Source organism: Pantoea sp. GCM10028869, assembly GCF_042666835.1.
Lineage (GTDB): Bacteria > Pseudomonadota > Gammaproteobacteria > Enterobacterales > Enterobacteriaceae > Pantoea > Pantoea leporis.
In genome coordinates this window covers 479,823-504,076 of record NZ_JBHTGO010000002.1, presented here as the reverse complement: position 1 = coordinate 504,076, position 24,254 = coordinate 479,823, and the positions used below count along the sequence as shown (strand labels likewise).

Annotated in this window: 27 protein-coding genes and 2 tRNA genes; 19 read left to right on the top strand and 10 right to left on the bottom strand. The window is 55.1% G+C overall.

The annotated features are described in order from the left end of the window. The first annotated feature begins 292 nt into the window (after window positions 1-292). From rutA to rutG, 6 genes are read left to right on the top strand one after another with little or no spacing between them, the layout of a single operon-like run. Window positions 293-1,384: a pyrimidine utilization protein A gene (rutA, locus tag ACFQW4_RS06540; RefSeq protein WP_049851054.1), complete on the top strand. Its 1,092-nt coding sequence runs from the start codon at window positions 293-295 to the stop codon at window positions 1,382-1,384. Beyond that, window positions 1,384-2,094, top strand: coding sequence for a pyrimidine utilization protein B (gene rutB / locus ACFQW4_RS06535; RefSeq protein ID WP_110865881.1), 711 nt, complete (start codon window positions 1,384-1,386; stop codon window positions 2,092-2,094). The genes rutA and rutB overlap by 1 nt, the downstream gene beginning before the upstream one ends. A 42-nt stretch (window positions 2,095-2,136) precedes the next feature. After that, window positions 2,137-2,532: a pyrimidine utilization protein C gene (gene rutC, locus ACFQW4_RS06530; RefSeq protein WP_137385529.1), complete on the top strand. Its 396-nt coding sequence runs from the start codon at window positions 2,137-2,139 to the stop codon at window positions 2,530-2,532. Further along, the gene (gene rutD / locus ACFQW4_RS06525; protein WP_210080551.1) at window positions 2,532-3,335 is read left to right on the top strand and encodes a pyrimidine utilization protein D; all 804 of its coding nucleotides are present in this window, start codon (window positions 2,532-2,534) and stop codon (window positions 3,333-3,335) included. Before rutC ends, rutD begins: the two co-directional genes overlap by 1 nt. Window positions 3,336-3,350: 15 nt before the next feature. Then, complete coding sequence (gene rutF, locus ACFQW4_RS06520) at window positions 3,351-3,872, top strand: NADH-dependent FMN reductase RutF (protein WP_377724422.1); 522 nt, start codon at window positions 3,351-3,353, stop codon at window positions 3,870-3,872. A 45-nt stretch (window positions 3,873-3,917) separates the two neighbouring features. After that, entirely contained in the window at window positions 3,918-5,243 is a 1,326-nt protein-coding gene (gene rutG, locus ACFQW4_RS06515; RefSeq protein ID WP_137385526.1) for a pyrimidine utilization transport protein G, read from the top strand. On the opposite strand, the gene ACFQW4_RS06510 is transcribed toward rutG, so the two are convergent. Both ACFQW4_RS06510 and ACFQW4_RS06505 read right to left on the bottom strand, forming a co-directional pair. After that, on the bottom strand, window positions 5,240-6,154 hold the full coding sequence (locus tag ACFQW4_RS06510) for a DMT family transporter (protein ID WP_110865876.1): 915 nt from the start codon (window positions 6,152-6,154) through the stop codon (window positions 5,240-5,242). The two genes, rutG and ACFQW4_RS06510, sit on opposite strands and share 4 nt — an antisense overlap. Before the next feature lie 109 nt (window positions 6,155-6,263). Next, complete coding sequence (locus tag ACFQW4_RS06505) at window positions 6,264-6,428, bottom strand: general stress protein (RefSeq protein ID WP_061717065.1); 165 nt, start codon at window positions 6,426-6,428, stop codon at window positions 6,264-6,266. A 298-nt stretch (window positions 6,429-6,726) separates the two neighbouring features. Between ACFQW4_RS06505 and wrbA the strand changes: the two genes are divergently transcribed. From wrbA to ACFQW4_RS06490, 3 genes are read left to right on the top strand one after another with little or no spacing between them, the layout of a single operon-like run. Continuing rightward, a complete protein-coding gene (wrbA, locus tag ACFQW4_RS06500; RefSeq protein ID WP_222181764.1) occupies window positions 6,727-7,326 on the top strand; it encodes an NAD(P)H:quinone oxidoreductase in 600 nt (199 codons plus the stop codon). 21 nt (window positions 7,327-7,347) lie between these two features. Beyond that, window positions 7,348-7,578, top strand: coding sequence for a YccJ family protein (locus ACFQW4_RS06495; RefSeq protein ID WP_007887329.1), 231 nt, complete (start codon window positions 7,348-7,350; stop codon window positions 7,576-7,578). Between the two features lie 56 nt (window positions 7,579-7,634). Continuing rightward, a complete protein-coding gene (locus ACFQW4_RS06490; RefSeq protein ID WP_101760910.1) occupies window positions 7,635-9,008 on the top strand; it encodes an NAD-dependent succinate-semialdehyde dehydrogenase in 1,374 nt (457 codons plus the stop codon). A 48-nt stretch (window positions 9,009-9,056) separates the two neighbouring features. On the opposite strand, the gene agp is transcribed toward ACFQW4_RS06490, so the two are convergent. The 3 genes from agp to ACFQW4_RS06475 form a co-directional block, all read right to left on the bottom strand. After that, on the bottom strand, window positions 9,057-10,661 hold the full coding sequence (gene agp / locus ACFQW4_RS06485) for a bifunctional glucose-1-phosphatase/inositol phosphatase (protein ID WP_377724418.1): 1,605 nt from the start codon (window positions 10,659-10,661) through the stop codon (window positions 9,057-9,059). A 257-nt stretch (window positions 10,662-10,918) separates the two neighbouring features. After that, a tRNA-Ser gene (locus tag ACFQW4_RS06480) sits at window positions 10,919-11,006 on the bottom strand. 36 nt (window positions 11,007-11,042) lie between these two features. After that, window positions 11,043-11,130 (bottom strand) — tRNA-Ser (locus ACFQW4_RS06475). Window positions 11,131-11,352: 222 nt separating this feature from the next. Here ACFQW4_RS06475 and yccA point away from each other — a divergent pair. Together yccA and tusE are read left to right on the top strand one after the other, a co-directional pair. Then, window positions 11,353-12,006, top strand: coding sequence for an FtsH protease modulator YccA (gene yccA, locus ACFQW4_RS06470; RefSeq protein WP_007887332.1), 654 nt, complete (start codon window positions 11,353-11,355; stop codon window positions 12,004-12,006). Window positions 12,007-12,104: 98 nt separating this feature from the next. Then, window positions 12,105-12,431 (top strand): sulfurtransferase TusE, encoded by a 327-nt coding sequence (tusE, locus tag ACFQW4_RS06465; protein ID WP_101761038.1) that lies wholly within the window; start codon window positions 12,105-12,107, stop codon window positions 12,429-12,431. On the opposite strand, the gene yccX is transcribed toward tusE, so the two are convergent. Further along, entirely contained in the window at window positions 12,432-12,710 is a 279-nt protein-coding gene (yccX, locus tag ACFQW4_RS06460; protein WP_101760913.1) for an acylphosphatase, read from the bottom strand. An 85-nt stretch (window positions 12,711-12,795) separates the two neighbouring features. Here yccX and rlmI point away from each other — a divergent pair, with 85 nt between their 5' ends. Together rlmI and hspQ are read left to right on the top strand one after the other, a co-directional pair. Further along, entirely contained in the window at window positions 12,796-13,986 is a 1,191-nt protein-coding gene (gene rlmI, locus ACFQW4_RS06455; RefSeq protein ID WP_271459961.1) for a 23S rRNA (cytosine(1962)-C(5))-methyltransferase RlmI, read from the top strand. A 59-nt stretch (window positions 13,987-14,045) separates the two neighbouring features. Continuing rightward, window positions 14,046-14,363: a heat shock protein HspQ gene (gene hspQ, locus ACFQW4_RS06450; protein WP_008101422.1), complete on the top strand. Its 318-nt coding sequence runs from the start codon at window positions 14,046-14,048 to the stop codon at window positions 14,361-14,363. Between the two features lie 31 nt (window positions 14,364-14,394). Here hspQ and ACFQW4_RS06445 read toward each other — a convergent pair whose 3' ends face one another. Continuing rightward, window positions 14,395-14,808 carry a CoA-binding protein gene (locus ACFQW4_RS06445; protein ID WP_377724415.1) on the bottom strand — a complete coding sequence of 138 codons (414 nt, stop codon included), beginning with the start codon at window positions 14,806-14,808 and terminating at the stop codon, window positions 14,395-14,397. Window positions 14,809-14,985: 177 nt separating this feature from the next. On the opposite strand from ACFQW4_RS06445, the gene ACFQW4_RS06440 reads away from it, so the two are divergent. Then, window positions 14,986-15,612, top strand: coding sequence for a DUF2057 family protein (locus ACFQW4_RS06440; protein WP_192234368.1), 627 nt, complete (start codon window positions 14,986-14,988; stop codon window positions 15,610-15,612). Between the two features lie 68 nt (window positions 15,613-15,680). After that, entirely contained in the window at window positions 15,681-16,142 is a 462-nt protein-coding gene (locus tag ACFQW4_RS06435; protein WP_101760917.1) for a methylglyoxal synthase, read from the top strand. Window positions 16,143-16,145: 3 nt separating this feature from the next. On the opposite strand, the gene helD is transcribed toward ACFQW4_RS06435, so the two are convergent. Continuing rightward, window positions 16,146-18,200: a DNA helicase IV gene (gene helD, locus ACFQW4_RS06430; protein ID WP_377724413.1), complete on the bottom strand. Its 2,055-nt coding sequence runs from the start codon at window positions 18,198-18,200 to the stop codon at window positions 16,146-16,148. Window positions 18,201-18,323: 123 nt separating this feature from the next. On the opposite strand from helD, the gene ACFQW4_RS06425 reads away from it, so the two are divergent. Both ACFQW4_RS06425 and yccS read left to right on the top strand, forming a co-directional pair. Continuing rightward, window positions 18,324-18,767: a YccF domain-containing protein gene (locus tag ACFQW4_RS06425; RefSeq protein ID WP_137385518.1), complete on the top strand. Its 444-nt coding sequence runs from the start codon at window positions 18,324-18,326 to the stop codon at window positions 18,765-18,767. A gap of 9 nt (window positions 18,768-18,776) precedes the next feature. Next, on the top strand, window positions 18,777-20,915 hold the full coding sequence (gene yccS, locus ACFQW4_RS06420) for a YccS family putative transporter (RefSeq protein ID WP_377724411.1): 2,139 nt from the start codon (window positions 18,777-18,779) through the stop codon (window positions 20,913-20,915). On the opposite strand, the gene ACFQW4_RS06415 is transcribed toward yccS, so the two are convergent. Next, on the bottom strand, window positions 20,912-21,541 hold the full coding sequence (locus tag ACFQW4_RS06415) for a TfoX/Sxy family DNA transformation protein (protein ID WP_101760920.1): 630 nt from the start codon (window positions 21,539-21,541) through the stop codon (window positions 20,912-20,914). The two genes, yccS and ACFQW4_RS06415, sit on opposite strands and share 4 nt — an antisense overlap. 222 nt (window positions 21,542-21,763) lie before the next feature. Here ACFQW4_RS06415 and sulA point away from each other — a divergent pair, with 222 nt between their 5' ends. Continuing rightward, window positions 21,764-22,255: an SOS-induced cell division inhibitor SulA gene (sulA, locus tag ACFQW4_RS06410; RefSeq protein WP_101760921.1), complete on the top strand. Its 492-nt coding sequence runs from the start codon at window positions 21,764-21,766 to the stop codon at window positions 22,253-22,255. A 349-nt stretch (window positions 22,256-22,604) separates the two neighbouring features. Next, window positions 22,605-23,672, top strand: coding sequence for a porin OmpA (gene ompA, locus ACFQW4_RS06405; RefSeq protein WP_192413827.1), 1,068 nt, complete (start codon window positions 22,605-22,607; stop codon window positions 23,670-23,672). Between the two features lie 73 nt (window positions 23,673-23,745). Here the strand turns inward: ompA and matP are convergent, their stop codons facing one another. Continuing rightward, the gene (matP, locus tag ACFQW4_RS06400) at window positions 23,746-24,213 is read right to left on the bottom strand and encodes a macrodomain Ter protein MatP (RefSeq protein WP_008101445.1); all 468 of its coding nucleotides are present in this window, start codon (window positions 24,211-24,213) and stop codon (window positions 23,746-23,748) included. Window positions 24,214-24,254: the final 41 nt, after the last annotated feature.

Genomic DNA, 24,254 nt, shown 5'->3' with positions numbered 1-24,254 from the left:
GTCCTGCGTCAACGCATCATAACAAAGGCCTTCTTTCCTGCCTAATCGCCCGCCTGCACCTTTTTTGACCATGCGGCGCATGAAAAACGTGCAAAACGTTTTGACCAAACGGTCTGAAATGGACCAATTACTCCAGTTTAGAACAGGCGATACTTTTAACGCATTGTTATTTATCTCTTTTAAAAATGTGGCACAGCCTTTGCAATTTTGTGATGGAGCGCCGCCCGCAGGATGCGTGCAGGAAGCAGCGCAGCGCGTGAAGCAGTCCCCGTCTAATGCAGAGAGGTTTCACATGAAAATTGGCGTCTTTATCCCGATTGGTAATAACGGCTGGCTGATCTCCACCCATGCACCGCAGTACAAACCGACTTTTGAACTGAACAAAGAGATCGTGCTGAAAGCAGAGCATTATCATTTCGACTTTGCCCTTTCGATGATCAAACTGCGCGGCTTTGGCGGCAAAACCGAGTTTTGGGATCACAACCTCGAATCCTTCACGCTGATGGCGGGACTCGCGGCGGTGACCTCACGCATCGAAATCTACGCCACCGCCGCCACGCTGACCTTGCCGCCCGCGATTGTGGCGCGTATGGCCTCCACCATTGATTCCATCTCGAATGGCCGCTTCGGCGTCAACCTCGTTACCGGCTGGCAGAAACCCGAGTACGAGCAGATGGGCTTGTGGCCGGGCGATGCTTACTTCTCCAGCCGCTACCAATATCTGACCGAATACGTCACCGTGCTGCGCGATTTGTGGGGCACCGGCCAGAGCGACTTCAAGGGCGAGTTCTTTACCATGAACGATTGCCGCGTCAGCCCGCAGCCGCAGAAACCGATGAAAGTGATTTGCGCCGGTCAGAGCGATGCGGGCATGGCGTTCTCGGCGCAGCACGCCGATTACAACTTCTGCTTTGGCAAAGGCGTCAACACGCCAACTGCCTTCGCGCCAACTGCCGCGCGTATGAAGCAAGCTGCCGATAAAGCGGGGCGCGACGTCGGTAGCTATGTGCTGTTTATGATCATCGCCGCCGAGAGCGACGAAGCCGCACGCGCCAAATGGGAACACTACAAAGCCGGTGCCGATGAAGAGGCGCTCGCCTGGCTCACCACGCAAAGTCAGCAGGACACCAAATCCGGCAGCGACACCAACGTGCGCCAGATGGCCGATCCGACCTCCGCCGTTAACATCAACATGGGCACGCTGGTGGGTTCTTACGCCAATGTGGCACGAATGTTGGATGAGGTTGCTTTAGTCGATGGCACGCAAGGCGTGTTGCTCACCTTCGATGATTTCCTGCAAGGCATCGAAGATTTCGGTGAACGTATCCAACCCTTAATGCAGTGTCGCCACGATTTAATCGCATCCCAGCAGGAGGTTGCCTGATGAGTACCGTTGTTTGCGCCCATACCTCAAGTTTACCGAACGTCACCTTGCCGGCGCGCCCGGAAGCCATCGCGCTGCCGCCCGCGCAAAGTGCGCTGATTGTGGTGGATATGCAGAACGCCTACGCCACGCAAGGCGGCTATCTCGATCTGGCGGGCTTTGATGTCTCCGCTACCAAGCCGGTGATTGCCAAAATCCATCAGGCGGTCACCGCAGCGCGGGCCGCCGGGATGCAGATCATCTGGTTTCAGAACGGTTGGGACGACCAATACGTTGAAGCCGGTGATGCGGGATCGCCTAACTTCCACAAATCTAATGCGCTGAAAACCATGCGCAAGCGCCCGGAGTTACAGGGCACGCTGCTGTCGAAAGGCGGTTGGGATTATGCGCTGGTCGATGAACTGGTGCCGCAGGCCGGCGATATCGTACTGCCGAAACCGCGCTACAGCGGCTTCTTCAATACCTCGCTCGACAGCATGCTGCGCAGCCGTGGCATCCGCCATCTGGTGTTTACCGGCATCGCCACCAACGTCTGCGTGGAATCGACGCTGCGTGACGGCTTCTTCCTGGAATATTTCGGCGTGGTGCTGGAAGACGCGACCTATCAGGCGGGCCCGGCGTTTGCCCAGCAGGCGGCCATTTTCAATATCGAAACGTTTTTTGGCTGGGTCAGCGATACCGACACGTTCTGCGAAACGCTGAAAAGCTAACGCCTCGATTCACCTGCAAACCGATAAGAAGAGGATTTCGCCATGCCTAAAAGTGTGATTATTCCGCCCGGCACCGGTACGCCCATTGCGCCATTCGTGCCCGGCACCTTAGCTGACGGCGTCGTCTACGTCTCCGGCACCTTGCCGTTCGATGCCAACAACAACGTGGTGCACGTCGGTGATGCCGCCGCGCAAACGCGTCACGTGCTGGAGACCATTAAAAAGGTGATCGAAACCGCCGGCGGCACCATGGAAGACGTGACCTTCAACTCGATTTTTCTCACCGACTGGAGCAACTACGCAGCGATTAACCAGATCTACGCCGAATACTTCCCCGGTGATAAACCGGCGCGCTTCTGCATTCAGTGCGGCTTAGTGAAACCGGATGCGCTGATCGAAATCGCCACCGTTGCGCATATCGGCAAACAGGAGGCCTGATGCATCTGGAGATCCAGGGTTTAACCGCTGAAGATGCGCCGACGCTGGTGCTCGCTTCCGGTTTAGGCGGCGTAGCCGGTTTCTGGCAACCGCAGCTGGCGGCGCTGACGCCGCATTATCGCGTGGTGACGTACGATCAGCGCGGTACCGGCCGCAGTGCCGATACGCTGCCGGACGGCTACAGCATGACGATGATGGCGGCGGAACTGGCAGAAACGCTGGAACAGCACGGCATTCAACATTACGACATTATCGGCCATGCGCTGGGCGGCTTAATCGGCCTGCAGCTGGCGCTGGACTTCCCGCAGCGCGTGGGCCGCGTGGTGGTGATCAACGGCTGGCTTTCGCTGGATGCGCACACGCAGCGCTGCTTCCAGGTGCGTCAGGATCTGCTGATGAACGTCGGCGTCGAAGCCTTTGTGCGTGCGCAGCCGCTGTTCCTCTATCCCGCGGAATGGCTGGCGCGCAATCAGGAGCGCATTAACGCTGAAGATGCGCACCATGTCGCCCATTTTCAGGGCATGGAAAACCTGCTGCGTCGCTTGCATGCATTGAAAAGCGCGGATTTCCGCGCACATGTGGCGCGCATCTCCCAGCCGGTGTTGGCGATCTGCAGCCAGGACGATCTGCTGGTGCCGTGGAGCTGCTCACCGCAGCTGGCGCAGGCGCTGCCCAACGGCAGCCTGATTGAGATGGCCTGGGGCGGACACGCGATGAGCGTCACCGATGCCGACAACTTTAATGCGCTGCTGCTGCGCTGGCTGGCCGATACGGCTGCGCCTGCCCAGCGAGCGGCCAGCTAATCACAGGAGCCGCCAATGAGCGTGCATGAACTGCCAATTTTACCCGGTGTAGAACGCGATGCGTTTCGTAACGCGATGGCGTGCTTAGGCGCGGCGGTGAATATCATCACCACCGACGGTCCCGCTGGACGCGCCGGATTTACCGCCTCGGCGGTGTGCAGCGTTACTGATACGCCGCCCACGCTGCTGGTTTGTCTTAATCGCTCAGCGTCGGTGTGGCCGATTTTTAGCGACAACGGTTATCTGTGCGTTAACACCCTGGCCGCCGGGCATGAAGATCTCTCGACGCTATTTGGCGGCAAAACGCCGATGGCAGAACGCTTTGCCGCCGCTGACTGGCACACGCTGGCCAGTGGTTCACCGCTGTTAGACGGCGCGCTGGTGTCGTTTGACTGCAAAGTGGCGCAAGTGGTCAGCGTGGGCACGCACGACATTCTGTTTTGCGAAGTGCAGGCGCTGGTACGCAATGATGAAACGCACGGTCTGGCATGGTTTGACCGTGGCTATCATCACCTTTTACGGCAGGACGCCCGCTAACGCCGCCTTGTGCGGCCCGCTTTCACTGACACCCTGGAGATGACGATGGCGAGTTCCTGGTTCCCCCGCTGGCAGAAAAAGTCAGCCATGACCGATGATGGGCTGATTGCGCCGGACGAAACGCTGCCGTTTGCGCAGACGGTCGTGCTAGGCCTGCAGCATGCTGTGGCAATGTTTGGCGCAACGGTGCTGATGCCGTTGCTGATGGGACTGGACCCCAATCTGGCGATTCTGGTTTCGGGCATCGGTACGCTGCTGTTCTTCCTGGTCACCGGCGGGCGCGTACCCAGTTATCTCGGATCCAGCGCGGCGTTTGTCGGCGTAATCATCGCGGTAACCGGCTTTAACGGTCAGGGACTCAACCCCAACCTGGCGCTGGCGCTGGGCGGCGTGATTGCCTGCGGCGCGCTCTATACGCTGATTGGCCTGATCGTGATGAAGGTCGGCACCGGCTGGATCGAGCGTCTGATGCCGCCGGTGGTCACGGGCGCGGTGGTGATGGCGATTGGTCTGAACCTGGCGCCAATTGCGGTGCATGGTGTGTCCGGCTCGATGTTTGACAGCTGGATGGCAGTGATGACGGTGCTGTGCATTGGTCTGGTGGCGGTATTCACGCGCGGGATGATCCAGCGCCTGCTGATTCTGGTCGGCCTGATTGTCGCGTGGGCCATCTATGCACTGCTAACCAACGTGATGGGCTTCGGCAAACCGGTGGATTTCAGCGGCCTTGCCAACGCACCGTGGTTTGGCCTGCCGCACACCACCGCACCGATCTTTGATATGCAGGCCATCGTGATGATCGCGCCTGTGGCGATCATTCTGGTGGCGGAAAACCTCGGGCACATTAAAGCCGTGGCGGGCATGACCGGGCGCAATCTCGATCCCTGGATGGGCCGCGCCTTTGTCGGTGACGGTCTGGCAACCATGCTGTCGGGCTCAATCGGCGGCAGCGGTGTCACCACCTACGCGGAAAATATCGGTGTGATGGCGGTGACCAAAGTCTATTCAACGCTGGCCTTTGTGGCCGCCGCGGCGATCGCTTTGGTGCTTGGCTTCTCACCGAAATTTGGCGCGCTAATCCACACCATTCCCGGTCCGGTGATTGGTGGCGCCTCGATTGTGGTGTTTGGTTTGATCGCGGTGGCGGGCGCACGCATTTGGGTGCAGAACCATGTGGATTTCAATCAGAATGGCAATTTGATCATGGTGGCGACCACGCTGGTGCTGGGCGCCGGTGATTTTGCCCTGAAGATTGGCAGCTTCACCCTTGGCGGCATCGGCACCGCCACCTTTGGTGCCATCATCCTGAACGCGATTTTACAACGTCGCGGCGCCGCACTGGCGAACCAGGCGGCACGGCAACATCCTTAAGGCTCGAGCGGTGCCTGATCGGGCACCGCTTTCTTGCGGCGTATACGCAGTTCGCTGACGATCACCCCACAAACAATCAGTGCCGCGCCCAGCAGCGCAGCAGCAGGTAGACGCTCGCCCGCCAAACGCCCTACCACGCCCGCCCACACCGGTTCACCGGCGTAAATCACCGTGGCACGCGTCGGTGAAACGCTGCGTTGCGCCCAGTTCATCGTCACCTGAATTAAGGCGCTGGCCGCACCCAGCCCCAACGCGCTCAGCAGCAACGGCGTTGACATGGCAGGAGCCGATTCGCCATTCGGGATCATCAGAACAAAGGCGCAGGCCGATGCCACCATTAGCTGAATCAGCGTGACGCGGCGCACATCGACCTGTCCGGCATAACGGCTGATCAGGATGATCTCCGCGGCGATTGCCAGCGTGCTCAGTAAGGTTGCGATTTCACCGGCATTCAGCGTCAAACTGCCATCCTGCGGACCCGCCACCAGCACTAAACCGGTAAACGCCAGCAAAATGCCCAGCCACGCCATCAATCCCGGCGGACGGCGCAGGAATAACCATTGCAGCAGCGGCACCACCGGCACGTAGAGCGCGGTGATAAACGCCGACTGACTGCTGGAAATGGTTTGCATGCCCCAGGTTTGCAGACCGTAGCCGCCGGCAATCGACAGGCCAATCAGCGCGCCGGCTTTGATTTCCAGCCAGGTAACTTGCTTGAGATAACGACGGAAGAAAAAGGCCAGCAGCAGCGATGCCGTAGCAAAACGTAATCCCACAAAAAAGAACGGACCGGAATGGGCCATCGCCCGGTGTACCACCAAAAAAGTGCCACCCCAAACCATGGTAATAAATATGAGCACCAACTCCTGACGCGAAATACGCAGGCTGAGACGAGAAGAAGAAGCGGACATAACGCACCAGAATAATCAGTTGGCGGTCAGTTTGCTCAGAGAGCGGGGAAATTGCAATGCCTGTCACCGCCGGGCGAACCCGGCGGCCGGGGATTAACGGTCAGTCGCGCTATTTCTTGCCGCGGCTGCGTCCCCCTTTTTCACCGGCTACAGACGCGCGCTGTGGGTCGTTTCTAAAATTACCCCCGCTGTTTTTGCCGCCTTTGCGACCCGCTTCTGCGGCCCTTTCACGGTCCTCTGCGAAATTGCCTGATCCTCCACGATGTTCGGCCATCATTTCCTCCACGGATTGAGCATCCAGATTAGGGGGCTTATCACGATGCTGCCGTGAAAAGCCTGGCGGCGGATATTCCGCACACCTGATTAAATAATAGACAACGCAGCGGTGAGATCGGCCTGATATTCACAATTTGAAACAGATAATTCACTCATTTCACTGCGAAAAAGCAAATTTACCGCCGCGTTACAAGCAGTTAGCCGACACTTATTGGCACCTGCTTAACCTCTGTACAGCAGTCTGCGCAGGCTCTTCTATACTTTTGGTTACTCACCACCCTCGCAGGATGAAAACCATGGCAAAGATTTTGGTGCTCTATTATTCGATGTACGGACATATTGAAACCATGGCGCAAGCCGTGGCCGACGGTGCAAAGAGCGTGAGCGGCGCGGAAGTTACGATATTGCGTGTGCCGGAAAGCATGGATGCCGAGCGTTTCGCCCAGGTTGGCGGCAAAGTGAACCAAGCCGCGCCTGAAGCGAAACCGGAAGATTTGCCGCAGTACGATGCCATCATCGTTGGCACGCCCACGCGCTTCGGCAACATGGCGGGGCAGATGCGTAACTTCTGGGATCGCACTGGCGGCCTGTGGGCTTCGGGCGCGCTGTACGGCAAAATCGCCAGCGTCTTTGCTTCCACCGGTACCGGCGGCGGCCAGGAGCAAACCATCACTTCCGTCTGGACCACCCTCGCCCATCACGGCATGGTGATTGTTCCCATCGGTTATGGCACTAAAGAACTCTTCGACATCTCCCACGTACGCGGCGGAACGCCCTACGGCGCCACCACGCTGGCGGGCGGAGATGGATCACGTCAACCTTCGGCGGAAGAACTGGATATTGCCCGTTTTCAGGGCCAACACGTCGCCGGACTGGCGGTAAAGCTACAGGGATAAAATCCACAACAGGAGACCTTCATGACAACAGAACAGTCGAAAGAGCATCACGTAGGCGAATGGGCATCACTGCGCCACACTTCACGCGAAATCGCTGAAGCCATTTTTGAGGTAGCCAACTACGACGAACGTTTAGCCGAGCAGATCTGGAGCCAGCAAGGCAGCGATGAAGTGCTGATTCGCGCCTTCAAAAAGACCGACCAGGATGTTCTGACCTGGGACGATAAAACGGTCGAGCGCAAAAACGTTTGAATTGCAGGCGGGCATTGTCCCGCCTTTGTTACCTTTACATCACCAAGGAGCCTTGTATGTCAGCCTATCAAAGTATCAATCCAGCCAATAACCAACTGCTAAAAGCGTGGAACGAGCACGATGATGCCTATGCACAACAGGCGCTGGAAACCGCAGATGCGCTTTATCATTCCGCGTGGAGTAAAGGCGATATTCAACCGCGTCTGCAGGTGCTACACCGTTTAGCCGATTTGATTGACCAACGGGCCGAAGAGCTGGCGACCATCGCCAGTAAAGAGATGGGCAAACTGATTGGCCAGAGCCGTGGTGAAGTGAAAATCTGTTCGCAGATCGCCCGCTACTACGCTGAACATGCTGCGACATTTTTACAGCCGCAACCCTACGCCAGCGATGTGGGCGATGCCTGGCTTGAGTACCATCCGATTGGCGTGATCGTCGCGGTCGAGCCGTGGAACTTCCCTTACTATCAGCTGATGCGCGTGCTGGCGCCAAACCTGGCGCTCGGCAATCCGGTGCTGGCGAAACACGCCAATATCGTGCCGCACTGCGCCGATGTGTTTGAAAAGCTGGTAGAAGAAGCCGGTGCGCCAAAAGGCGCATGGACCAACCTGTTTATCTCCACCGATCAAGTCGCGGATTTGATTGCCGATCCGCGCGTGCAAGGCGTGGCGCTGACGGGTTCCGAACGCGCCGGTAGCGCCGTGGCGGAACAGGCCGGTAAACACTTGAAGAAATCGACGCTGGAGCTGGGCGGTAACGATGTGTTTGTGGTGCTGGACGATGCCGATATCGATGAAGCGGTACGTCAGGGTGCGCAAGCTCGTCTCAGTAACTGCGGCCAGGTCTGTACCGCCGCCAAGCGCTTTATTTTGCATGAGAAAATTGCCGATACGTTTATGGCCAAATTCAGCGCGGCTCTGCAATCTGCCACGCCGGGCGATCCGCTTGATGAGAAAACCACGCTTGGCCCGCTCTCTTCAAAAGATGCGCGCGATCGTTTAGTGAAGCAGGTTGAGGAAGCGGTGCAAAATGGCGCGCGCGTGGAGTTTGGTGGACGCGCCATTGATGGCGTCGGCTGCTATTACCAGCCAACGGTGCTCACCGGTCTGACGCCAGACAATCCTGCTTACTATCAGGAGTTCTTTGGCCCGGTAGCACAGGTGTATGTGGTGGCGGACGATCGTGCCGCTGTGGCACTGGCGAATGATTCAAATTACGGCCTGGGCGGTTCAGTCTGGACCAAAGACATTGCGCGCGGCCGTAAGATGGCATCGCAGATTGAAACCGGCATGGTGTTTATCAATTCGCAGAGCGATACCTCCGCAGAGCTGCCGTTTGGTGGCGTGAAACGTTCCGGATACGGACGTGAGTTGTCGGATCTGGGGATTAAAGAGTTCGCCAACCAAAAACTGGTGGTCGTCGCCGGTTAACAGGCACAAAAAACCCCGCCGCGGCGGGGTTTTCTTTGAGCAGCAAACTCAGTTACTGGTCGCTGCTTTGGCCGGTTCTTCTGATTTGGCTGGCGTAGCATCGGCTTGCGCTTTCTGTGCCGCTGCCGCATCAGCCTTGGCTTTGTCATCCGCTGCTTTCTGGGCAGTGGCTTTCTCCGCTTTGGCTTTCTCGTCTGCCGCTTTCTGCGCGGCCGCTTTATCCGCCTTCACTTTCTCTTCAGCCGCTTTCGCGTCTGCAGCCTTCTGTGCTGCGGCTTTATCCGCTGCTGCTTTGTCTGCGGCTGCTTTATCCGCAGCAGTCTGATCGACTTTCTGCTTAGCGTCATCTGCGGCTGGTGCTGCGGCCGCAGGTGCTGGCTGTTCTGCCGCAGCAGGCTGCAGTGGCGTACCTTGCAGAGCGCCATTCAATGCGCCGATGAATTGATCCCAGCTGCAGTAGCCGTTGGCATCCGTTTCGCAGCCCGCCAGTTGCAGCGTGACGCGCTTCGGTGGATTTTTCAGGCTCAGCACATCGGCATCGCGCAGTTGATCGGCCGTTTGATAGACGTACTCAATTTTCAGCAGATCTTTGTTGTTCTTCACATCGTGCCAGCGTTCGAATACTACCTGGCCGCCAATCGGTGTTTTCTCGTCGTTGCCCGGCAGTTCATAAGGCTTAACCTGCAGTGCGCTGAGTAAGGAGGCGATGTTGGAATCATGACCAACCATCAGCGTCACTTTTGGCGCGTTGGCTTTATCCTGATCGACTAACTGGCTGCGGATGTAATCCACCAGCGGTGCGGCCACTTCGCGCGCCACTTCAGGAGAGGCGAACAGCGCATCCTGATAACCGTTTTTGATCGACGCCAGCTCTTTCCACTGTTCAGGCGTTTTGATCTGGCCCCAGGCAACCTGATCGGCCGGGAAACCTTCGTAATATTGCAGCGTAAACGCATCCACCAGCGAGTTGCCGATTTTCAGCGGACCGCTTACGTTCGGCTCTTTACCGTTATCCGCGCTGAAAGTGTTATCGCCGCTGCTCAAATCACACTGCTTTTTGCCGTTACAGGCCGGGGCAGATTTGTAATCGACGATTTTTTCCAGCTGCTGGAAGGCAGGCTTCAGTGCCAGCTTTTCATTAGCCGCGGTCATGGCAGCCAGGGCTTTCTTGTTGAATTCATCGCTGCCGTCGGTGACGACCGGATTGAAGATCGGATCCATGGTGCCCATCGCATCCTGATGCGTGACCGCGATATCACAGCCAGGGAAGGCGCCAGTGATGAAGTACTGCGCGGTCGCCACGGTGCGCTGCAGGCTGTTGGCGTAAACAAAGATGTTGCTGCTGTCCGGGCAAGTCCCGTTCTGGACTAAGCCCTGCTGTGCCAGCCACTGACGGGTATAATTCCCCATGTAGACTTCCAGCACGCCACCTTTGGTGGTGAGCTCACCGCCCGCGACATCCCACTGCGGCCAGCTCTTTTTGGTGGATTGTTCCAGTACGCTGCCGTTGTTGGCGAGCGGCGCACGCAGGTTATGACGGCTTAACATCAGCACCTGCTGGAGTTGCATATCTCCATCCGCAGCATAGGCGGACATGCCCATCGGGAGCGCAGCGATGACTGACAACGCGCAAAGACTCAGTTTCTTGATCATTGTGCCTATTCCATAATTCATCAGTGAAACACTCTGGCTTTCAAACGATTAGCCCGCCAAAGAGCGAATTACCGCACAGTGTAACTCAGCTTGCATCGGAAAATCGCCAGATGTTTGCAAAAAACCGTGCATGGAATATAGCAGTTAACGCGCGTGGCGTCGGGGAACGGCAGCAGATGGAAAAGCAACGCGATGTTTTTCGGAATTTATGAACGCAGAAAAGCAAAAAGCCCGCATTTCTGCGGGCTTCTTTAATATGGCGGAGGAACAGAGATTCGAACTCTGGGATGGTTTCCCATCGACGGTTTTCAAGACCGTTGCCTTAAGCCACTCGGCCATCCCTCCGGGGATTTTTTTGTTGCGTCACTCTGCAAGAGTGAATGGCGGAGGAGGAGAGATTCGAACTCTCGGATGGTTTCCCATCGACGGTTTTCAAGACCGTTGCCTTAAGCCACTCGGCCACCCCTCCGCAATGAGGCGCACTATAAACATCCCCCATAACGATGTAAAGCCTGCAATGAATCGTTCGGCTGAAAAACAGCCAAATTCTATTTTTTCGGCGTCAATTTCGCCATTCTGCTCAGCGAAACAGCAATTTATCGCGTAAAGATGGGTAAAACGCCTTTTCTGTCTTTCAGGCGCTGCGTATCCTCGTGCCATATTTGGTGTTTCTCTCTTTAAGGAGCGCATGATGGAAAGAATTTTTAGCTCGTCGCAGCAATCGTTAGTCAGCACCCACAAGGTGCTGCGCAATACTTATCTGTTACTTGGCTTTACGCTGGCCTTCTCGGCCGTCACCGCCACACTCAGCACCGTGTTTGCCTTGCCTTCACCGGGCCTGATTCTGATGCTGGTCGGCTTTTATGGCTTGATGTTCCTGACGCATAAACTGGCTAACAGCCCGGCAGGTATTCTGGCGGCCTTCGCTTTCACCGGCTTCCTCGGTTACTGCCTTGGTCCAATCCTGAGCTCGTTCCTCACTGCAGGCATGGGTGATGTGATCGCTATGGCGCTGGGCGGCACCGCGCTGGTGTTCTTCGGTTGCTCGGCCTACGTATTGACCACACGCCGCGATATGTCATTCCTGAGTGGCATGATGATGGCCGGCTTTGTCGTGCTGCTGGTGGCGGTGGTTGCTAATATCTTCCTGCAACTGCCTGCGCTGCATCTGGCGATTAGCGCCCTGTTCATCCTGTTCTCTGCCGGTGCCATCCTGTGGGAAACCAGCAACATCATTCACGGTGGTGAAACCAACTATATTCGCGCCACCGTAAGCCTGTATGTTTCGCTGTATAACATTTTTGTTAGCCTGTTGAGCCTGCTGGGCTTCGCTAACCGCGATTAAGCTGCCGCAAGAGTTATCAAACCCCGCTTCGGCGGGGTTTTTGCTTTTTATGGCCGGGCGAATTTACAATGTGTCGATTAACGCCATGAGGAATGACTGTGAATTTTGCTGGTAAAGAGATTGCCACCGATGCGGAAGGCTATCTGAAAAATAGCGCGGACTGGAGCGAACCGCTGGCTGCTGCCATCGCGGAGCAAGAAGCGATCGTGATGAGTGACGCGCATTGGGAAGTAGTGCACTTTGTGCGCAACTTTTACCAGGAATTTAATACCTCGCCGGCGGTGCGCATGCTGGTGAAAGCCATGGCGCAAAAGTATGGCGAGGAGAAAGGCAACAGCCGCTATCTGTTCCGTCTTTTCCCGGAAGGCCCGGCCAAGCAGGCGACCAAAATTGCCGGATTGCCAAAACCGGCGAAATGCTTGTAATCAGCCGGTGGTGAATCGGGTCGGCATCTCCCTGGGCTGATGCGGCTCCACCAGCACTTTATCTACCCGCGCGCTACGCGGCCCACCCGCTTTGAGCCAACTGATCAATGCATCGACCTGCTGCGCCTCACCGGACGCCAGCACTTCAACGCTGCCGTCCGCCAGATTGTGCGCATAACCGTTAAGATTCAACTCTCTGGCCTGCGCTTGGGTGTGGTAGCGAAACCCCACGCCCTGCACGATGCCGTGCACCCAAATTTTGCAGCATGTGGTAGCCATTGCGTTCTCCCATCGTCTTGCGTTGCAATTTGCCGCCATCCGCCGGAAAATGGCGCCTCATTTTTTCAGGTAAGCATAGCAAACTATGACCGTTCGATTGATTCTCACAAAGGGACGTGAAAAATCCCTGCTCCGCCGCCATCCGTGGGTGTTCTCTGGTGCCGTTGCACGTATGGAAGGTAAAGCCCAGTCTGGTGAAACCATTGATATCTGTGACTGCAATGGCAAATGGCTGGCTAGCGCCGCGTATTCTCCGCAATCACAAATTCGCGCACGCGTCTGGAGTTGGCAACAGGATGAGTCAATCGACATCACCTTCTTCGTGCGCCGCTTTGAGCAAGCCCAGCTGTGGCGTGACTGGCTGGCGAAACGTGATGGGCTGGACAGCTATCGTCTGATTGCCGGTGAGTCTGATGGCATGCCGGGCGTAACCATCGATCGCTTCGGCAACTTCCTGGTGATGCAGCTGTTGTCTGCAGGTGCCGAGTATCAGCGTCCGGCCATCGTCTCCGCCTTACAGCAGTGTTTCCCGGATTGCGCTATTTACGATCGCTCAGATGTGGCAGTGCGTAAAAAAGAGGGACTGGAGCTGGCGCAAGGGCCGGTTTCGGGTGAACTGCCGCCACCGCTGCTGCCGATTACTGAACACGGTATGAAGCTGCTGGTGGATATTCAGGGCGGTCATAAAACCGGCTATTACCTTGATCAGCGTGACAGCCGTTTTGCCACGCGTGGCTACTCAGATAATGCACGCGTGCTGAACTGCTTCTCTTACACCGGTGGTTTTGCGGTTTCTGCCTTGATGGGCGGCTGTCGTGAAGTGATTAGCGTTGATACTTCGCAAGACGCACTCGACGTGGCGAAACAGAACGTTGAACTCAATGGTCTGGATGTGTCGCGTGCCCAGTTTGTGCGTGACGATGTGTTCAAACTGCTGCGTCGTTATCGCGACAGCGGCGAAAAGTTCGACCTGATCGTCATGGATCCGCCGAAATTCGTAGAGAACAAGAACCAGTTGATGGGCGCGTGTCGCGGCTATAAAGATATCAATATGCTGGCCATTCAGCTGTTGAATCCTGGTGGCGTATTGCTGACCTTCTCCTGTTCTGGCCTGATGCCAACCGATTTGTTCCAGAAAATCATCGCTGATGCCGCCGTTGATGCCGGTCGTGATGTACAATTTATAGAGCAGTTCCGTCAGGCAGCCGACCATCCAGTGATCGCCAGCTATCCTGAAGGGCTTTATCTGAAAGGTTTTGCCTGCCGCGTGCTGTGACTTGAAAACGCTGTCCCTGCCTCCATATTGGTTACAGGGCAGTCTTTTGGGAGGTCACAATGATTACGACTAAATTTGGAATTGGACAGCAGGTCCGACATCGTCTCTCCGGGGTGCTCGGCGTTATCGTGGATGTCGATCCGGAGTTTTCGCTTGATGAGCCAGAAGTTGATGATGTCGCTGCCAGCGAAACGCTGCGCGCCGCGCCCTGGTATCATGTGGTGATGGAAGATGAAGAAGGCGATCAGGTGCATACCTATGTCGCTGAAGTTCAGCTGGCGGGGGAAACCTCCTTCGAACATCCCGAACAACCTTCAATGGATGAGCTGGCCGCGTCAATTCGGCAACAGCTGCAGGCACCCAGCCTGAGACATTAATCAAACGGCGACTCAGGTCGCCGTTTCTGTTTTAGTGCCTAATCCCCAGCCGAGGAATTTCAATTTTTGGACAGCGATCCATTATCACGGCCATACCCGCGTCTTGCGCCAGCACCGCCGCCTGCTCATTAATCACGCCCAGCTGTAACCACAACGTATCCGCACCAATGGCGATCGCTTCCTGCGCTACGCCCCATGCCGCTTCGGCATTGCGAAACACATCTACCATATCCACTTTTCCGGGTACATCCGCCAGCGTGGCATAGGCGGTTTGACCAAGAAGTTGCTGTCCCGCCAATTTAGGACTCACCGGAATCACCTCGTATCCCTGATCAAGTAAATATTTCATCACGCCATAGCTCGGGCGATCGGGGCGGTCGCTGGCGCCCACTAACGCGATACGTTTGGTTTTAGTCAGCACATCGCGAATCGTTTGATCATTCATCTTTTTTCTCCTGGTTCATTCGCTTAAGTGTAGATGGCATTGCGCATTAGGCTGCAACTGTTGGTCACCAGAACTTTGCGCAGCAGCACAAATAAATATGTAAAAATGTAAATTTACTGCCATAATGTAATACTTTGCTACACATAATCGATTTACCCCCTTCTGCCGGGAGTTGAAATGAAGCTGTCTTTAACTGCTACGGGTTTACTGCTGTTGCTCGTATCAGCCTCATGCCAGGCCATCACTCTCAAGCTCGATCCCGAGATCGAACTGCTGGTGCTGGACGGGCGTAAAATTTCTGGTTCGCTGTTGAAAGGCGCAGGCAGCCTTGAGCTGGATCGTGGGCAGCATCAGTTTCTGTTTCGTGTGGAAAAACCGGGCACTGACGCCGCGCACTTTCAATCCGTGCCGATGATTGTCACTTTCAGCGCCAATGCCCATTCGGTGGCAATTCGCTTGCCTGCGCTCACTAATCGTCGTGAACGTACCACCTTCGACAAAACCCTCAACTTTCAACTGATTGATGAACGCGGCATAGAAATCACCAGCCTGCGCGACCATTTGCCGAAGCCAGGTGATAACGATTTCGAAAAGGCGATGGTGAATTATAATCGTGATGCCCACGCCGCTTCGGTTCCGCGTTTTGCCTTACATTCGCTGAGCGCCAGCGAGGCGCAGTTGAATCTGGATTACGCCTGGCAAGACGTTAGCGATCTTCCCTCTTTGCATGGCTGGTTCAAGCGTTTTGATGCCGCCACACGTCTGCGTTTTATTAGCTGGATGAAAACCTTACGCGCAAGTTGATAGTGATGAAACGCCAGGGGTAAACTCCTGCATTAACACATAATGCATGAGAAGAAACAGGAAGCCCTATGGAGCAGACCGTTCGTACCCTTCAGGTTCAGAAACATATCGCCCTCGTTGCACACGATCACTGTAAAGCCTCGCTGCTGGAGTGGGTGCAAACCAACCAAAGCACGCTGCAACAGCATGTGTTGTACGCTACCGGCACCACCGGCAATCTGATTAATCGTCATACCGGATTGGATGTTAACGCCATGCTAAGCGGCCCGATGGGCGGCGATCAGCAAGTGGGTGCGTTGATTTCGGAAGGTAAAATTGATGTGCTGATTTTCTTCTGGGATCCGCTGAATGCGGTGCCGCACGATCCAGATGTCAAAGCGCTGCTGCGCCTCGCCACGGTGTGGAATATCCCGGTGGCCAATAACCGCACCACCGCAGATTTTATTATCCAGTCACCGAAGTTTGCCCAACAGATTGAGATTCAGATTCCAGACTATCAGCGTTATCTCGCCGAACGCCTGAAACCTTAATCATCAGGCCTTACGGCTTTGTGGCACACCTAATTCGCGCAGGTGCTCGACAAATACCGAAGGCCGATCTTTATCGAACATCAGCCACACCTGCTGGCGCGCACGCGTCATCGCCACATACGCCAGCCGTCGCTCCTCTGCATCCGGGAAATCTTCCGGCTGCGGCAGCAAACCCTCTTCCATGATGGATTCCCGCGCTTGTGCCGGGAAACCGTCGCGTCCCTGATGCAGCCCCAATACAACAACAAAATCCGCCTGTTGTCCTTTGCTGGCATGAATCGTCATGAAATCCAGCTTTAACTTTGGCCAGCGCGTTTTAGCTTTATCGAGGATTGCCGGCCGCAAATGGTGGTAACGCGCCAGCAGCAGTACGCGCTCTTCGGGTTTGGCATAACCGCTCAGTTTATCGAACAGCGCTTCCAGTTGATCCTGCGGCAGCAAAGTCACCGATTTTTTATTGCCTTTGCTCAAGCTGTTCAGCGGCTTGCGCAGCTGATGCGGGTTCTGTTGTACAAAGCGATTGGCTATCTCACCAATACGATCGTTAAAGCGATAGGTGGTATCCAGCACGCAGCGATCGCCATCGCCGAAATAGTGATGGAACGCGGTGGTCAAACTCATTTCGGCACCGCTAAAGCGATAGATTGCCTGCCAGTCATCGCCCACCGCGTACAGGCTGGTTCGCTTGTTTTGCTGACGCAGCGCCGTTAGCAGTGCGGCTCGCTGCGGTGAGATGTCCTGAAACTCATCGACCAGAATATGCTTCCACGGGCTGATAAAACGCCCTTTCTCCAGAATGGCAATCGCCTGATGAATCAGCCCGGAGAAATCGACCGCGCCCTCCTCTTTCAGCGCGCTTTTCCATGCCTTTAACAGTGGCGCCATCAGTTTGACACGCTTGCTGAAATTATCGCGCTGCGCTTCTGCCACATCCGCGATCATTGCCGCCTGCGCGCCGCCGTGCATGCGCATCAAGCCCAGCCAGCGCTCCATGCGCGATGCGATGCGCTGCGCCAGTTTGTCATCTTGCCAAAAGGGACCTTCGGGAATCTCCCACTCCAGCTCATCCTGCAACCACTGACGCCAGCCGCTGGCCTGCGCTTTCTTGCTGTTGCACTGCTCGCGCCAGGTCTCAATCAGCAACTGTCGCCGCGCCTTGCTGTCGCTTTCCAGCTTGCTGATCACCGGTTGTTTGTTACTGCCTTCGCGGATGATATGCAGCGCCAATGCATGGAAGGTACGCGCCTGAATCGCGCTCTCACCAAGGCGCGTTAGAATACGGTCATTCATCTCTTCTGCCGCCTGACGACCAAACGCCAGCAACAGAATTTGATCCGCTTGCGCCAGCTTGCGTTTCAGTAGCCAACCGGCGCGCGCCACCAGCACCGAGGTTTTGCCACTGCCCGCCCCCGCCAGCACCAGCAGCGCGTCTTCGCCATTCACTACAGCTTCGCATTGCGATGGATTGAGCGGCGTGGTTTCAACCGTGGAAAAGAATTCGTGATAGTCGCTGAGGATCTTACTGGTCCATTGGCGATTGCGTTGGCGGATCGCCGCTTCACCCTGCTCCAGCCATTGCTGGCAGAATTCCCAGCGCTCACGACAGTTATCAAACTCGGCAATACGCGCGAGAGGCAACGGCAAGGCAGAAAACTGGCGTGTAATGCTCTCTTTTACCGCGCTCAGCTCACTGCGTTTCAACCAGCGATCCTGTTGGGTGAAGGCGAGAATTTCCTGCTCCAGCGCGACCAGCACCTCCGCGCTCACCTCGCTCATCTCCTGGCTCCACTGCTGCCAGGCGTGCTGCAAGTAGTGGAAAAAGCGCTGCGTTTCCTGCCATTCGGTACCATGCAGGCGCACCACTTTCTCATCTGGCAGCAGAAACTCCAGTTCGCCCCATACCATGCCGCGTTTACAGGCAATGTTGAGCAACTGGTTAAACGGGATCAGATATTCATGGCGATCGCCACTGACTTCCACGCCGGCGGCCAGCAAGCGCACCCGATTATAGGGATGCTGTGCCAGACGTTTACCCATTGATGTTGCTTTCAGTTCCATGTCCGCACCGTCATGTGGAATTCGATATCGCGCAGTTTACCTGTCAGACTCTTGACGCTCCAGCCTTAAAACAGGCTAAACTTGGCGCCACATATTGCGGATTGCAAAAGGAAAAACACGTTTATGCGTACCGTACTTAACATTCTTAATTTCATTCTCGGCGGCTTTTTCACCACCCTCAGCTGGCTGTTTGCCACCCTGATGAGCATCGTGCTGATTTTTACGCTGCCGTTGACGCGTTCCTGCTGGGAAATCACCAAACTGTCTCTGCTGCCCTTTGGCAACGAAGCGGTGCATGTCGATGTGCTGCGTCCCGACAGTAAAAGCCATGTGATGAATACCGGCGGCACCTTCCTTAACATTTTCTGGCTGATACTGTTTGGCTGGTGGTTGTGTCTGGCGCATATCTCGGCCGGTATCGTGCAGTGTCTGACCATCATCGGCATTCCTGTTGGCATCGCCAACTTCAAAATTGCCGCGATTGCGCTGTGGCCGGTTGGCCGTCGCGTGGTCTCCGTTGAAGAAGCGCAGGCTGCGCGTGAAGCCAATGCGCGTCGCCGCTACTGAGGCCGTTCAATGATTCATGACGCCTTGCCAGGCTGGCGACGTTATCTGTTTAACAGCAGCCTGCGCTATTTGCTGCGCATCTTCTTTGCCTTAACCGGATGCGCGGCGGTACCGTGGTGGCTGCACCAAATCGAGTGGACCATTCCGCTGACGCTGGGCGTGGTCGCCGCGGCGCTGGCGGATCTCGACGATCGCTGGATTGGGCGTGTACGCAATCTTTTGATCACCCTGGTGTGTTTCTGTATTGCTTCGGTGTCGGTGGAACTGCTGTTCCCCCATCCGTGGGCGTTTGCTCTGGGTCTGGCGCTTTCCAGCTGGGGCTTTATTTTGCTCGGTGCGCTGGGACAGCGTTATGCCACCATCGCCTTTGGTGCGCTGCTGATTGCGGTTTATACCATGCTGGGCATCGGCTTGTTCCCGCAGTGGTGGATGCAGCCAGCGCTGCTGTTGATCGGTGCCCTTTGGTACAACTTGCTGACCTTTGTTGGTCATTTGATGTTTCCGGTGCGCCCGGTGCAGGAACAGCTGGCAGGCAGTTTTTCCCAGCTGGCGCGCTATCTTGAAGCCAAAGCAAACCTGTTTGATCCCGATGGCGGCGATCAGGATGACGCTACGCTGGTTGCCACGGCGATGGTCAACAGCCAGTTGGTGGCCCAGCTCAATCTCACTAAAAGCACTATTCAAAGTCGTTTGCGTGGCGACCGCGGTTCACGCAGCACGCGTCGCAGCCTGCACTACTATTTTGTCGCGCAGGATATCCATGAACGCGCCAGCTCCTCGCATCTGCAATATCATTTGCTGCGTGATAACTGGCGTTACAACGAAGTGCTGTTCCGTTTCCAGCGCCTGATGAACATGCAAGCGCGCGCGTGTCGGCAACTGGCGGAGACCATTTTGCTGCGTCAGCCGTGGCATCACGACAGCCATTTTGAACGCACCTTTGAACGGCTGGAAACCGCGCTGCAACGCCTTCAGCAGAACGAGCCGCAGGATCCACACATTCACGCACTGTTCTGGCTGCTGCGTAATCTGCGTGCCATTGATGCGCAACTGGCATCGATTGAGTCAGAGCAGATGCTGGCCGAACCGTCCCCGCAGAGCGATCACCATCTGTCACGCGAAGGGCTCAGCGGCTGGGCGGATATCCGCTTACGCCTGAGTCGCCATCTCAGCCCACAATCTGCCCTGTTCCGCCATGCAGTGCGTATGTCGCTGGTATTGTGTGTTGGCTACGCCTTTATTCAAATCACCGGCGTCGATCGCGGTTACTGGATCTTGCTGACCAGCCTGTTCGTCTGCCAGCCCAATTACAACGCCACCCGACGCCGCCTCGCCTTGCGTATCGGCGGTACCTTAGCCGGCATCGCCATCGGTTTGCCGGTCTTGTGGCTGGTGCCCTCGATTGAAGGTCAAATGGTGCTGATTGTGCTGAGCGGCGTGCTGTTCTTCGCATTCCGCCAGATTCAATATGCACAAGCCACGTTGTTTATCACCTTGCTGGTTCTGCTGTGCTTCAATTTGCTCGGCGAAGGCTTTGAAGTGGCGCTACCGCGCGTGGTGGATACCTTGCTTGGCTGTGGCCTGGCATGGCTAGCGGTGGCTTTTGTCTGGCCTGACTGGCGTTTTCGCAAAATCACCGCCGTTGCCGATCGAACATTGGATGCCAACTGCCGCTATCTGGATGCGATTATGGAGCAATACCATCAAGGCAAGGACAATCGCCTGGCTTATCGCGTGGCACGTCGCGATGCGCATAACGCCGATGCTGAGCTAGCGTCAGTGGTGTCAAACATCAGTGGTGAACTTAAGCTACAACAACCGTTACGTGAGAATGCGTTTCGACTGCTGTGTCTGAACCACTCCTTCCTCAGCTATATCTCGGCGCTGGGAGCGCATCGCGAACAGCTGGCAGATAGTACCTTGCTGACCTTACTGGATGACGCGGTCTGCTTCATAGAAGATGTGCTGCAGATCGATCAGGTTACGGATACGCAAGCCACAGAGATGCAGCAGGCGCTAATGCAGCGCATGAGCGAGATGAAAAACAGCCCGGATACACGCGCACCATTAGTGATTCAGCAATTGGGATTGTTGGTCGCGCTGCTGCCCGAAATTGCCCGTCTACGCCGCACCCTCGTCAACGATTAAGGCTGCTGATGCTCCGCCGCCGCATGCTGGCGGAGCATTTTTAAATACCAGGCATAGAGCTCTTGCCGGATGGCGCTGGGTAACGCCGCCTCATGATGTCCTGATATTGCACCTTCCAGCGCCAGCAGCGTTTTTAACCCAATGTGCTTATTCACCGCGCGTAGTTTCAGCCAGCTTTGTCGCGATCCTGTTTCACACAGCAACCGCACCGAACTGATCCCCACCTTATGCAGCATCAGCTCCAGTCGCAGGCTTAAATTCGGCAGATCTTTCAATCGCAGCGAGACAAGTCTGGTAGCCGCTTCCTCCTGTGCGGCGCGCAATGAGCTAGCCGATAACTGCAATAATTGTTCGGGGTTTTGCCATAACTGTGTATCTACTTTGAAGTAGCTTAAGGTCACCGGCACGCCACGCTTGCGGTAAATCAGCGGTTCGAGTGAACGCTGTGCGTTATAGACGTGAAGCGCCTCGCTGGCTCGGAGATAAAGCGCATCTTCATTGATATAAGCAAAAATCACCTTCTCAATAGTTAGCGCATACCCCCCAAATTGCGTACGTGATTCAATTTTACCTAATGCCGCCAACTGCGCTTTCGATTGCTCAACTACCGGGTTATATCTCTTCATAACGCCCCCTCCAATGGATTCCATGCGCGGGAAATTTCCTATAAAAGCTCGCAGATTCATCTGGTTAGAAGATAAAAAAAACGATTTAGCTGTTCAATGAATAAAAGCAGGAGTGCGGGATCTTGTGCAGAAATTGCGAGGCGTTTTCAGAAATTGAGGTTGATCTTTATTCAGGAAGCCATTACTGTACATCCATACAGTTCATTACTGAGTGATTAAATTATGCGTACTCATTTCTCTGGCCCTGCTGATCGTTCACATCGTTTCGCTTCACCTGGCTTAGCGCAACCTTCGCTGGGTGGAATCACTGAACTGCGCTCCAGCGAACAACCTGAAATGATGCAACTTATGCTGCTTCCGGTACTAAAACAGTTGAGCGAGCAATCGCGCTGGCAGCTGTGGCTCACTCCGGCTCATAAGCTAAATCGTAGCTGGATGCAGCAGTCGGGATTGCCGTTAGAAAAGAGTATGCATATCACCGAATCTGAGCGTTTTAACACCGTTGAAAGTATGGTGAAGGCATTACGTACAGGTAACTACAGCGTCGTGCTTGCCTGGATTCCGTACGAATTGAGTGATGAAGAGCGTTTAGAATTGGAACAAGCAGCGGCGGAAGGTGAAGCACTCGGTCTGATTTTGCGTCCACAGGGACGTCAATATGCTCATTCCAGACAACCTAATGCGTCAAAAATTCCCTCAGATTTGTTTCATTAAGTAAATCCAGGAATTTTCTCAGCATTTTTTTTGCAAAAGTTGCATCTAAGCTACTGATTCTTTTCCCGCCAGCTATGACAATGGCTTAGACGCTTTTTTGTTTTCTAATACCGAAGATTTAGCCATATGATTTGTTAAAATGTGTGTATAAATCGCTGTTTTTTTGCTGCCCGGCGTCACATCATACTTGTAAGTTTCCAATCTCGTTGTAGACTTTAGCTCGCCAGGGTGCTCAATAACCTCCGTTTTTTCGGTAGAGTCAAAAGCGAGCGTTTAGACCCGGCGAAGGATTAACACAAAGAGCAACCTTTTTGCTCATTGCCTATTTGGATGATAACGAGGCGCAAAAATGAAAAAGACAGCTATCGCAATTGCAGTGGCACTGGCTGGCTTCGCTACCGTAGCGCAGGCCGCACCTAAAGATAACACCTGGTACACCGGTGCTAAACTGGGCTGGTCTCAGTATCACGATACTGGTTACTACGGTAACGGTTACGCGAACAACGACGGTCCAACTCACGAATCTCAGCTGGGTGCTGGTGCTTTCCTGGGTTATCAGGCTAACCCGTACCTGGGCTTCGAGCTGGGCTACGACTGGTTGGGCCGTATGCCTAACAAAGGCGACACCATCAACGGCGCGTTCAAAGCACAAGGCGTTCAGCTGGCTGCTAAACTGAGCTACCCAATTACCGAAGACTTCGATGTCTACACCCGTCTGGGTGGTATGGTATGGCGTGCTGATTCAACTCAGAACAACAACGGCGTTCGCATCAGCGACCACGACACCGGCGTTTCTCCGCTGGCTGCCGTTGGTGTTGAATACGCACTGACCAAAAACTGGGCAACTCGCCTGGACTACCAGTGGGTTAACAACATCGGTGACGCAGGTACCGTTGGTGCACGTCCAGACAACAGCATGCTGAGCGTAGGCGTTTCTTACCGTTTCGGTCAGGATGAAGATGCAGCGCCAGTTGTAGCTCCGGCTCCAGCTCCAGCGCCAGTTGTTGAAACCAAGCGTTTCACCCTGAAGTCTGACGTTCTGTTCACCTTCAACAAATCTACTCTGAAGCCAGAAGGTCAGCAGGCTCTTGATCAGCTGTACAGCCAGCTGAGCTCAATGGATCCGAAAGACGGCTCTGTTGTAGTACTGGGCTTCACCGATCGCATCGGTTCAGAGCAGTACAACCAGAAACTGTCTGAGAAGCGCGCGCAATCTGTAGTTGATTACCTGGTATCTAAAGGTATCCCTTCTAACAAGATCTCTGCACGCGGTATGGGCGAATCCAACCCAGTTACTGGCAACACCTGTGACAGCGTGAAAGGCCGCAATGCCCTGATCGACTGCCTGGCGCCAGACCGTCGCGTTGAAATCGACGTTAAAGGTATCAAAGACGTTGTAACTCAGCCACAGGCTTAAGTTATCACGCAGTAAAAAACCCCGCTGAGGCGGGGTTTTTTTATGGCTGAATGTAATGAGAACGAAAAGGATTCTACTCTTTTTCCGAGCCACCATTTCCGAGGATCGCCTGCAGATCTTGCTTCAGCGTAGACATCTGGCTGGCGTACTTCTCTTTGCGTTCAGCATCTTCAATTAACTGAACTATGGTTTCTGACAGCGTATTACTGCGACGCTGCGCTAATCCTGCCAGACGCTGCCACACCAGATATTCCAGATCGATCGATTTCTTACGCGTGTGCTGATGCTCAGCATTAAAGTGACGTTTACGACGTGCACGTATTGTCTGCTTGAGACGATTCTCCAAATCTGGATGAATGTGCTGGGCGATCCACTCGTTAACCTCAACCGGGCTGTTTTCCATCGACAACAACGTATCGACCGCAGCTTGCGCCGCACTAAGCTCAAGATGACGGGTGATCAGTTCACCCTCCCGATGCTTTTTCACCAGGTATTTCCACTTCCATCCACTTTCAAGATTTTCGAGTTGCTGGTATTTCATCGGAATCTCATCGTGATCACGTAACAAACTAAGAATAACAG

What these genes read in the sequence shown, in the direction of transcription:
- rutC (WP_137385529.1), top strand. Translation starts at nt 2,137, where the DNA reads ATGCCTAAAAGTGTGATTATTCCGCCCGGCACCGGTACGCCCATTGCG.
- yccX (WP_101760913.1), bottom strand. Translation starts at nt 12,710, where the DNA reads ATGGCTACCACATGCTGCAAAATTTGGGTGCACGGCATCGTGCAGGGC.
- ACFQW4_RS06435 (WP_101760917.1), top strand. Translation starts at nt 15,681, where the DNA reads ATGGAGCAGACCGTTCGTACCCTTCAGGTTCAGAAACATATCGCCCTC.
- rutA (WP_049851054.1), top strand. Translation starts at nt 293, where the DNA reads ATGAAAATTGGCGTCTTTATCCCGATTGGTAATAACGGCTGGCTGATC.
- rutF (WP_377724422.1), top strand. Translation starts at nt 3,351, where the DNA reads ATGAGCGTGCATGAACTGCCAATTTTACCCGGTGTAGAACGCGATGCG.
- ACFQW4_RS06425 (WP_137385518.1), top strand. Translation starts at nt 18,324, where the DNA reads ATGCGTACCGTACTTAACATTCTTAATTTCATTCTCGGCGGCTTTTTC.
- matP (WP_008101445.1), bottom strand. Translation starts at nt 24,213, where the DNA reads ATGAAATACCAGCAACTCGAAAATCTTGAAAGTGGATGGAAGTGGAAA.
- ompA (WP_192413827.1), top strand. Translation starts at nt 22,605, where the DNA reads ATGAAAAAGACAGCTATCGCAATTGCAGTGGCACTGGCTGGCTTCGCT.
- rutB (WP_110865881.1), top strand. Translation starts at nt 1,384, where the DNA reads ATGAGTACCGTTGTTTGCGCCCATACCTCAAGTTTACCGAACGTCACC.
- rutD (WP_210080551.1), top strand. Translation starts at nt 2,532, where the DNA reads ATGCATCTGGAGATCCAGGGTTTAACCGCTGAAGATGCGCCGACGCTG.
- yccA (WP_007887332.1), top strand. Translation starts at nt 11,353, where the DNA reads ATGGAAAGAATTTTTAGCTCGTCGCAGCAATCGTTAGTCAGCACCCAC.
- yccS (WP_377724411.1), top strand. Translation starts at nt 18,777, where the DNA reads ATGATTCATGACGCCTTGCCAGGCTGGCGACGTTATCTGTTTAACAGC.
- sulA (WP_101760921.1), top strand. Translation starts at nt 21,764, where the DNA reads ATGCGTACTCATTTCTCTGGCCCTGCTGATCGTTCACATCGTTTCGCT.
- ACFQW4_RS06510 (WP_110865876.1), bottom strand. Translation starts at nt 6,154, where the DNA reads ATGTCCGCTTCTTCTTCTCGTCTCAGCCTGCGTATTTCGCGTCAGGAG.
- ACFQW4_RS06415 (WP_101760920.1), bottom strand. Translation starts at nt 21,541, where the DNA reads ATGAAGAGATATAACCCGGTAGTTGAGCAATCGAAAGCGCAGTTGGCG.
- agp (WP_377724418.1), bottom strand. Translation starts at nt 10,661, where the DNA reads ATGATCAAGAAACTGAGTCTTTGCGCGTTGTCAGTCATCGCTGCGCTC.
- helD (WP_377724413.1), bottom strand. Translation starts at nt 18,200, where the DNA reads ATGGAACTGAAAGCAACATCAATGGGTAAACGTCTGGCACAGCATCCC.
- ACFQW4_RS06445 (WP_377724415.1), bottom strand. Translation starts at nt 14,808, where the DNA reads ATGAATGATCAAACGATTCGCGATGTGCTGACTAAAACCAAACGTATC.
- rlmI (WP_271459961.1), top strand. Translation starts at nt 12,796, where the DNA reads ATGACCGTTCGATTGATTCTCACAAAGGGACGTGAAAAATCCCTGCTC.
- ACFQW4_RS06490 (WP_101760910.1), top strand. Translation starts at nt 7,635, where the DNA reads ATGTCAGCCTATCAAAGTATCAATCCAGCCAATAACCAACTGCTAAAA.
- rutG (WP_137385526.1), top strand. Translation starts at nt 3,918, where the DNA reads ATGGCGAGTTCCTGGTTCCCCCGCTGGCAGAAAAAGTCAGCCATGACC.
- hspQ (WP_008101422.1), top strand. Translation starts at nt 14,046, where the DNA reads ATGATTACGACTAAATTTGGAATTGGACAGCAGGTCCGACATCGTCTC.
- wrbA (WP_222181764.1), top strand. Translation starts at nt 6,727, where the DNA reads ATGGCAAAGATTTTGGTGCTCTATTATTCGATGTACGGACATATTGAA.
- ACFQW4_RS06495 (WP_007887329.1), top strand. Translation starts at nt 7,348, where the DNA reads ATGACAACAGAACAGTCGAAAGAGCATCACGTAGGCGAATGGGCATCA.
- ACFQW4_RS06440 (WP_192234368.1), top strand. Translation starts at nt 14,986, where the DNA reads ATGAAGCTGTCTTTAACTGCTACGGGTTTACTGCTGTTGCTCGTATCA.
- ACFQW4_RS06505 (WP_061717065.1), bottom strand. Translation starts at nt 6,428, where the DNA reads ATGGCCGAACATCGTGGAGGATCAGGCAATTTCGCAGAGGACCGTGAA.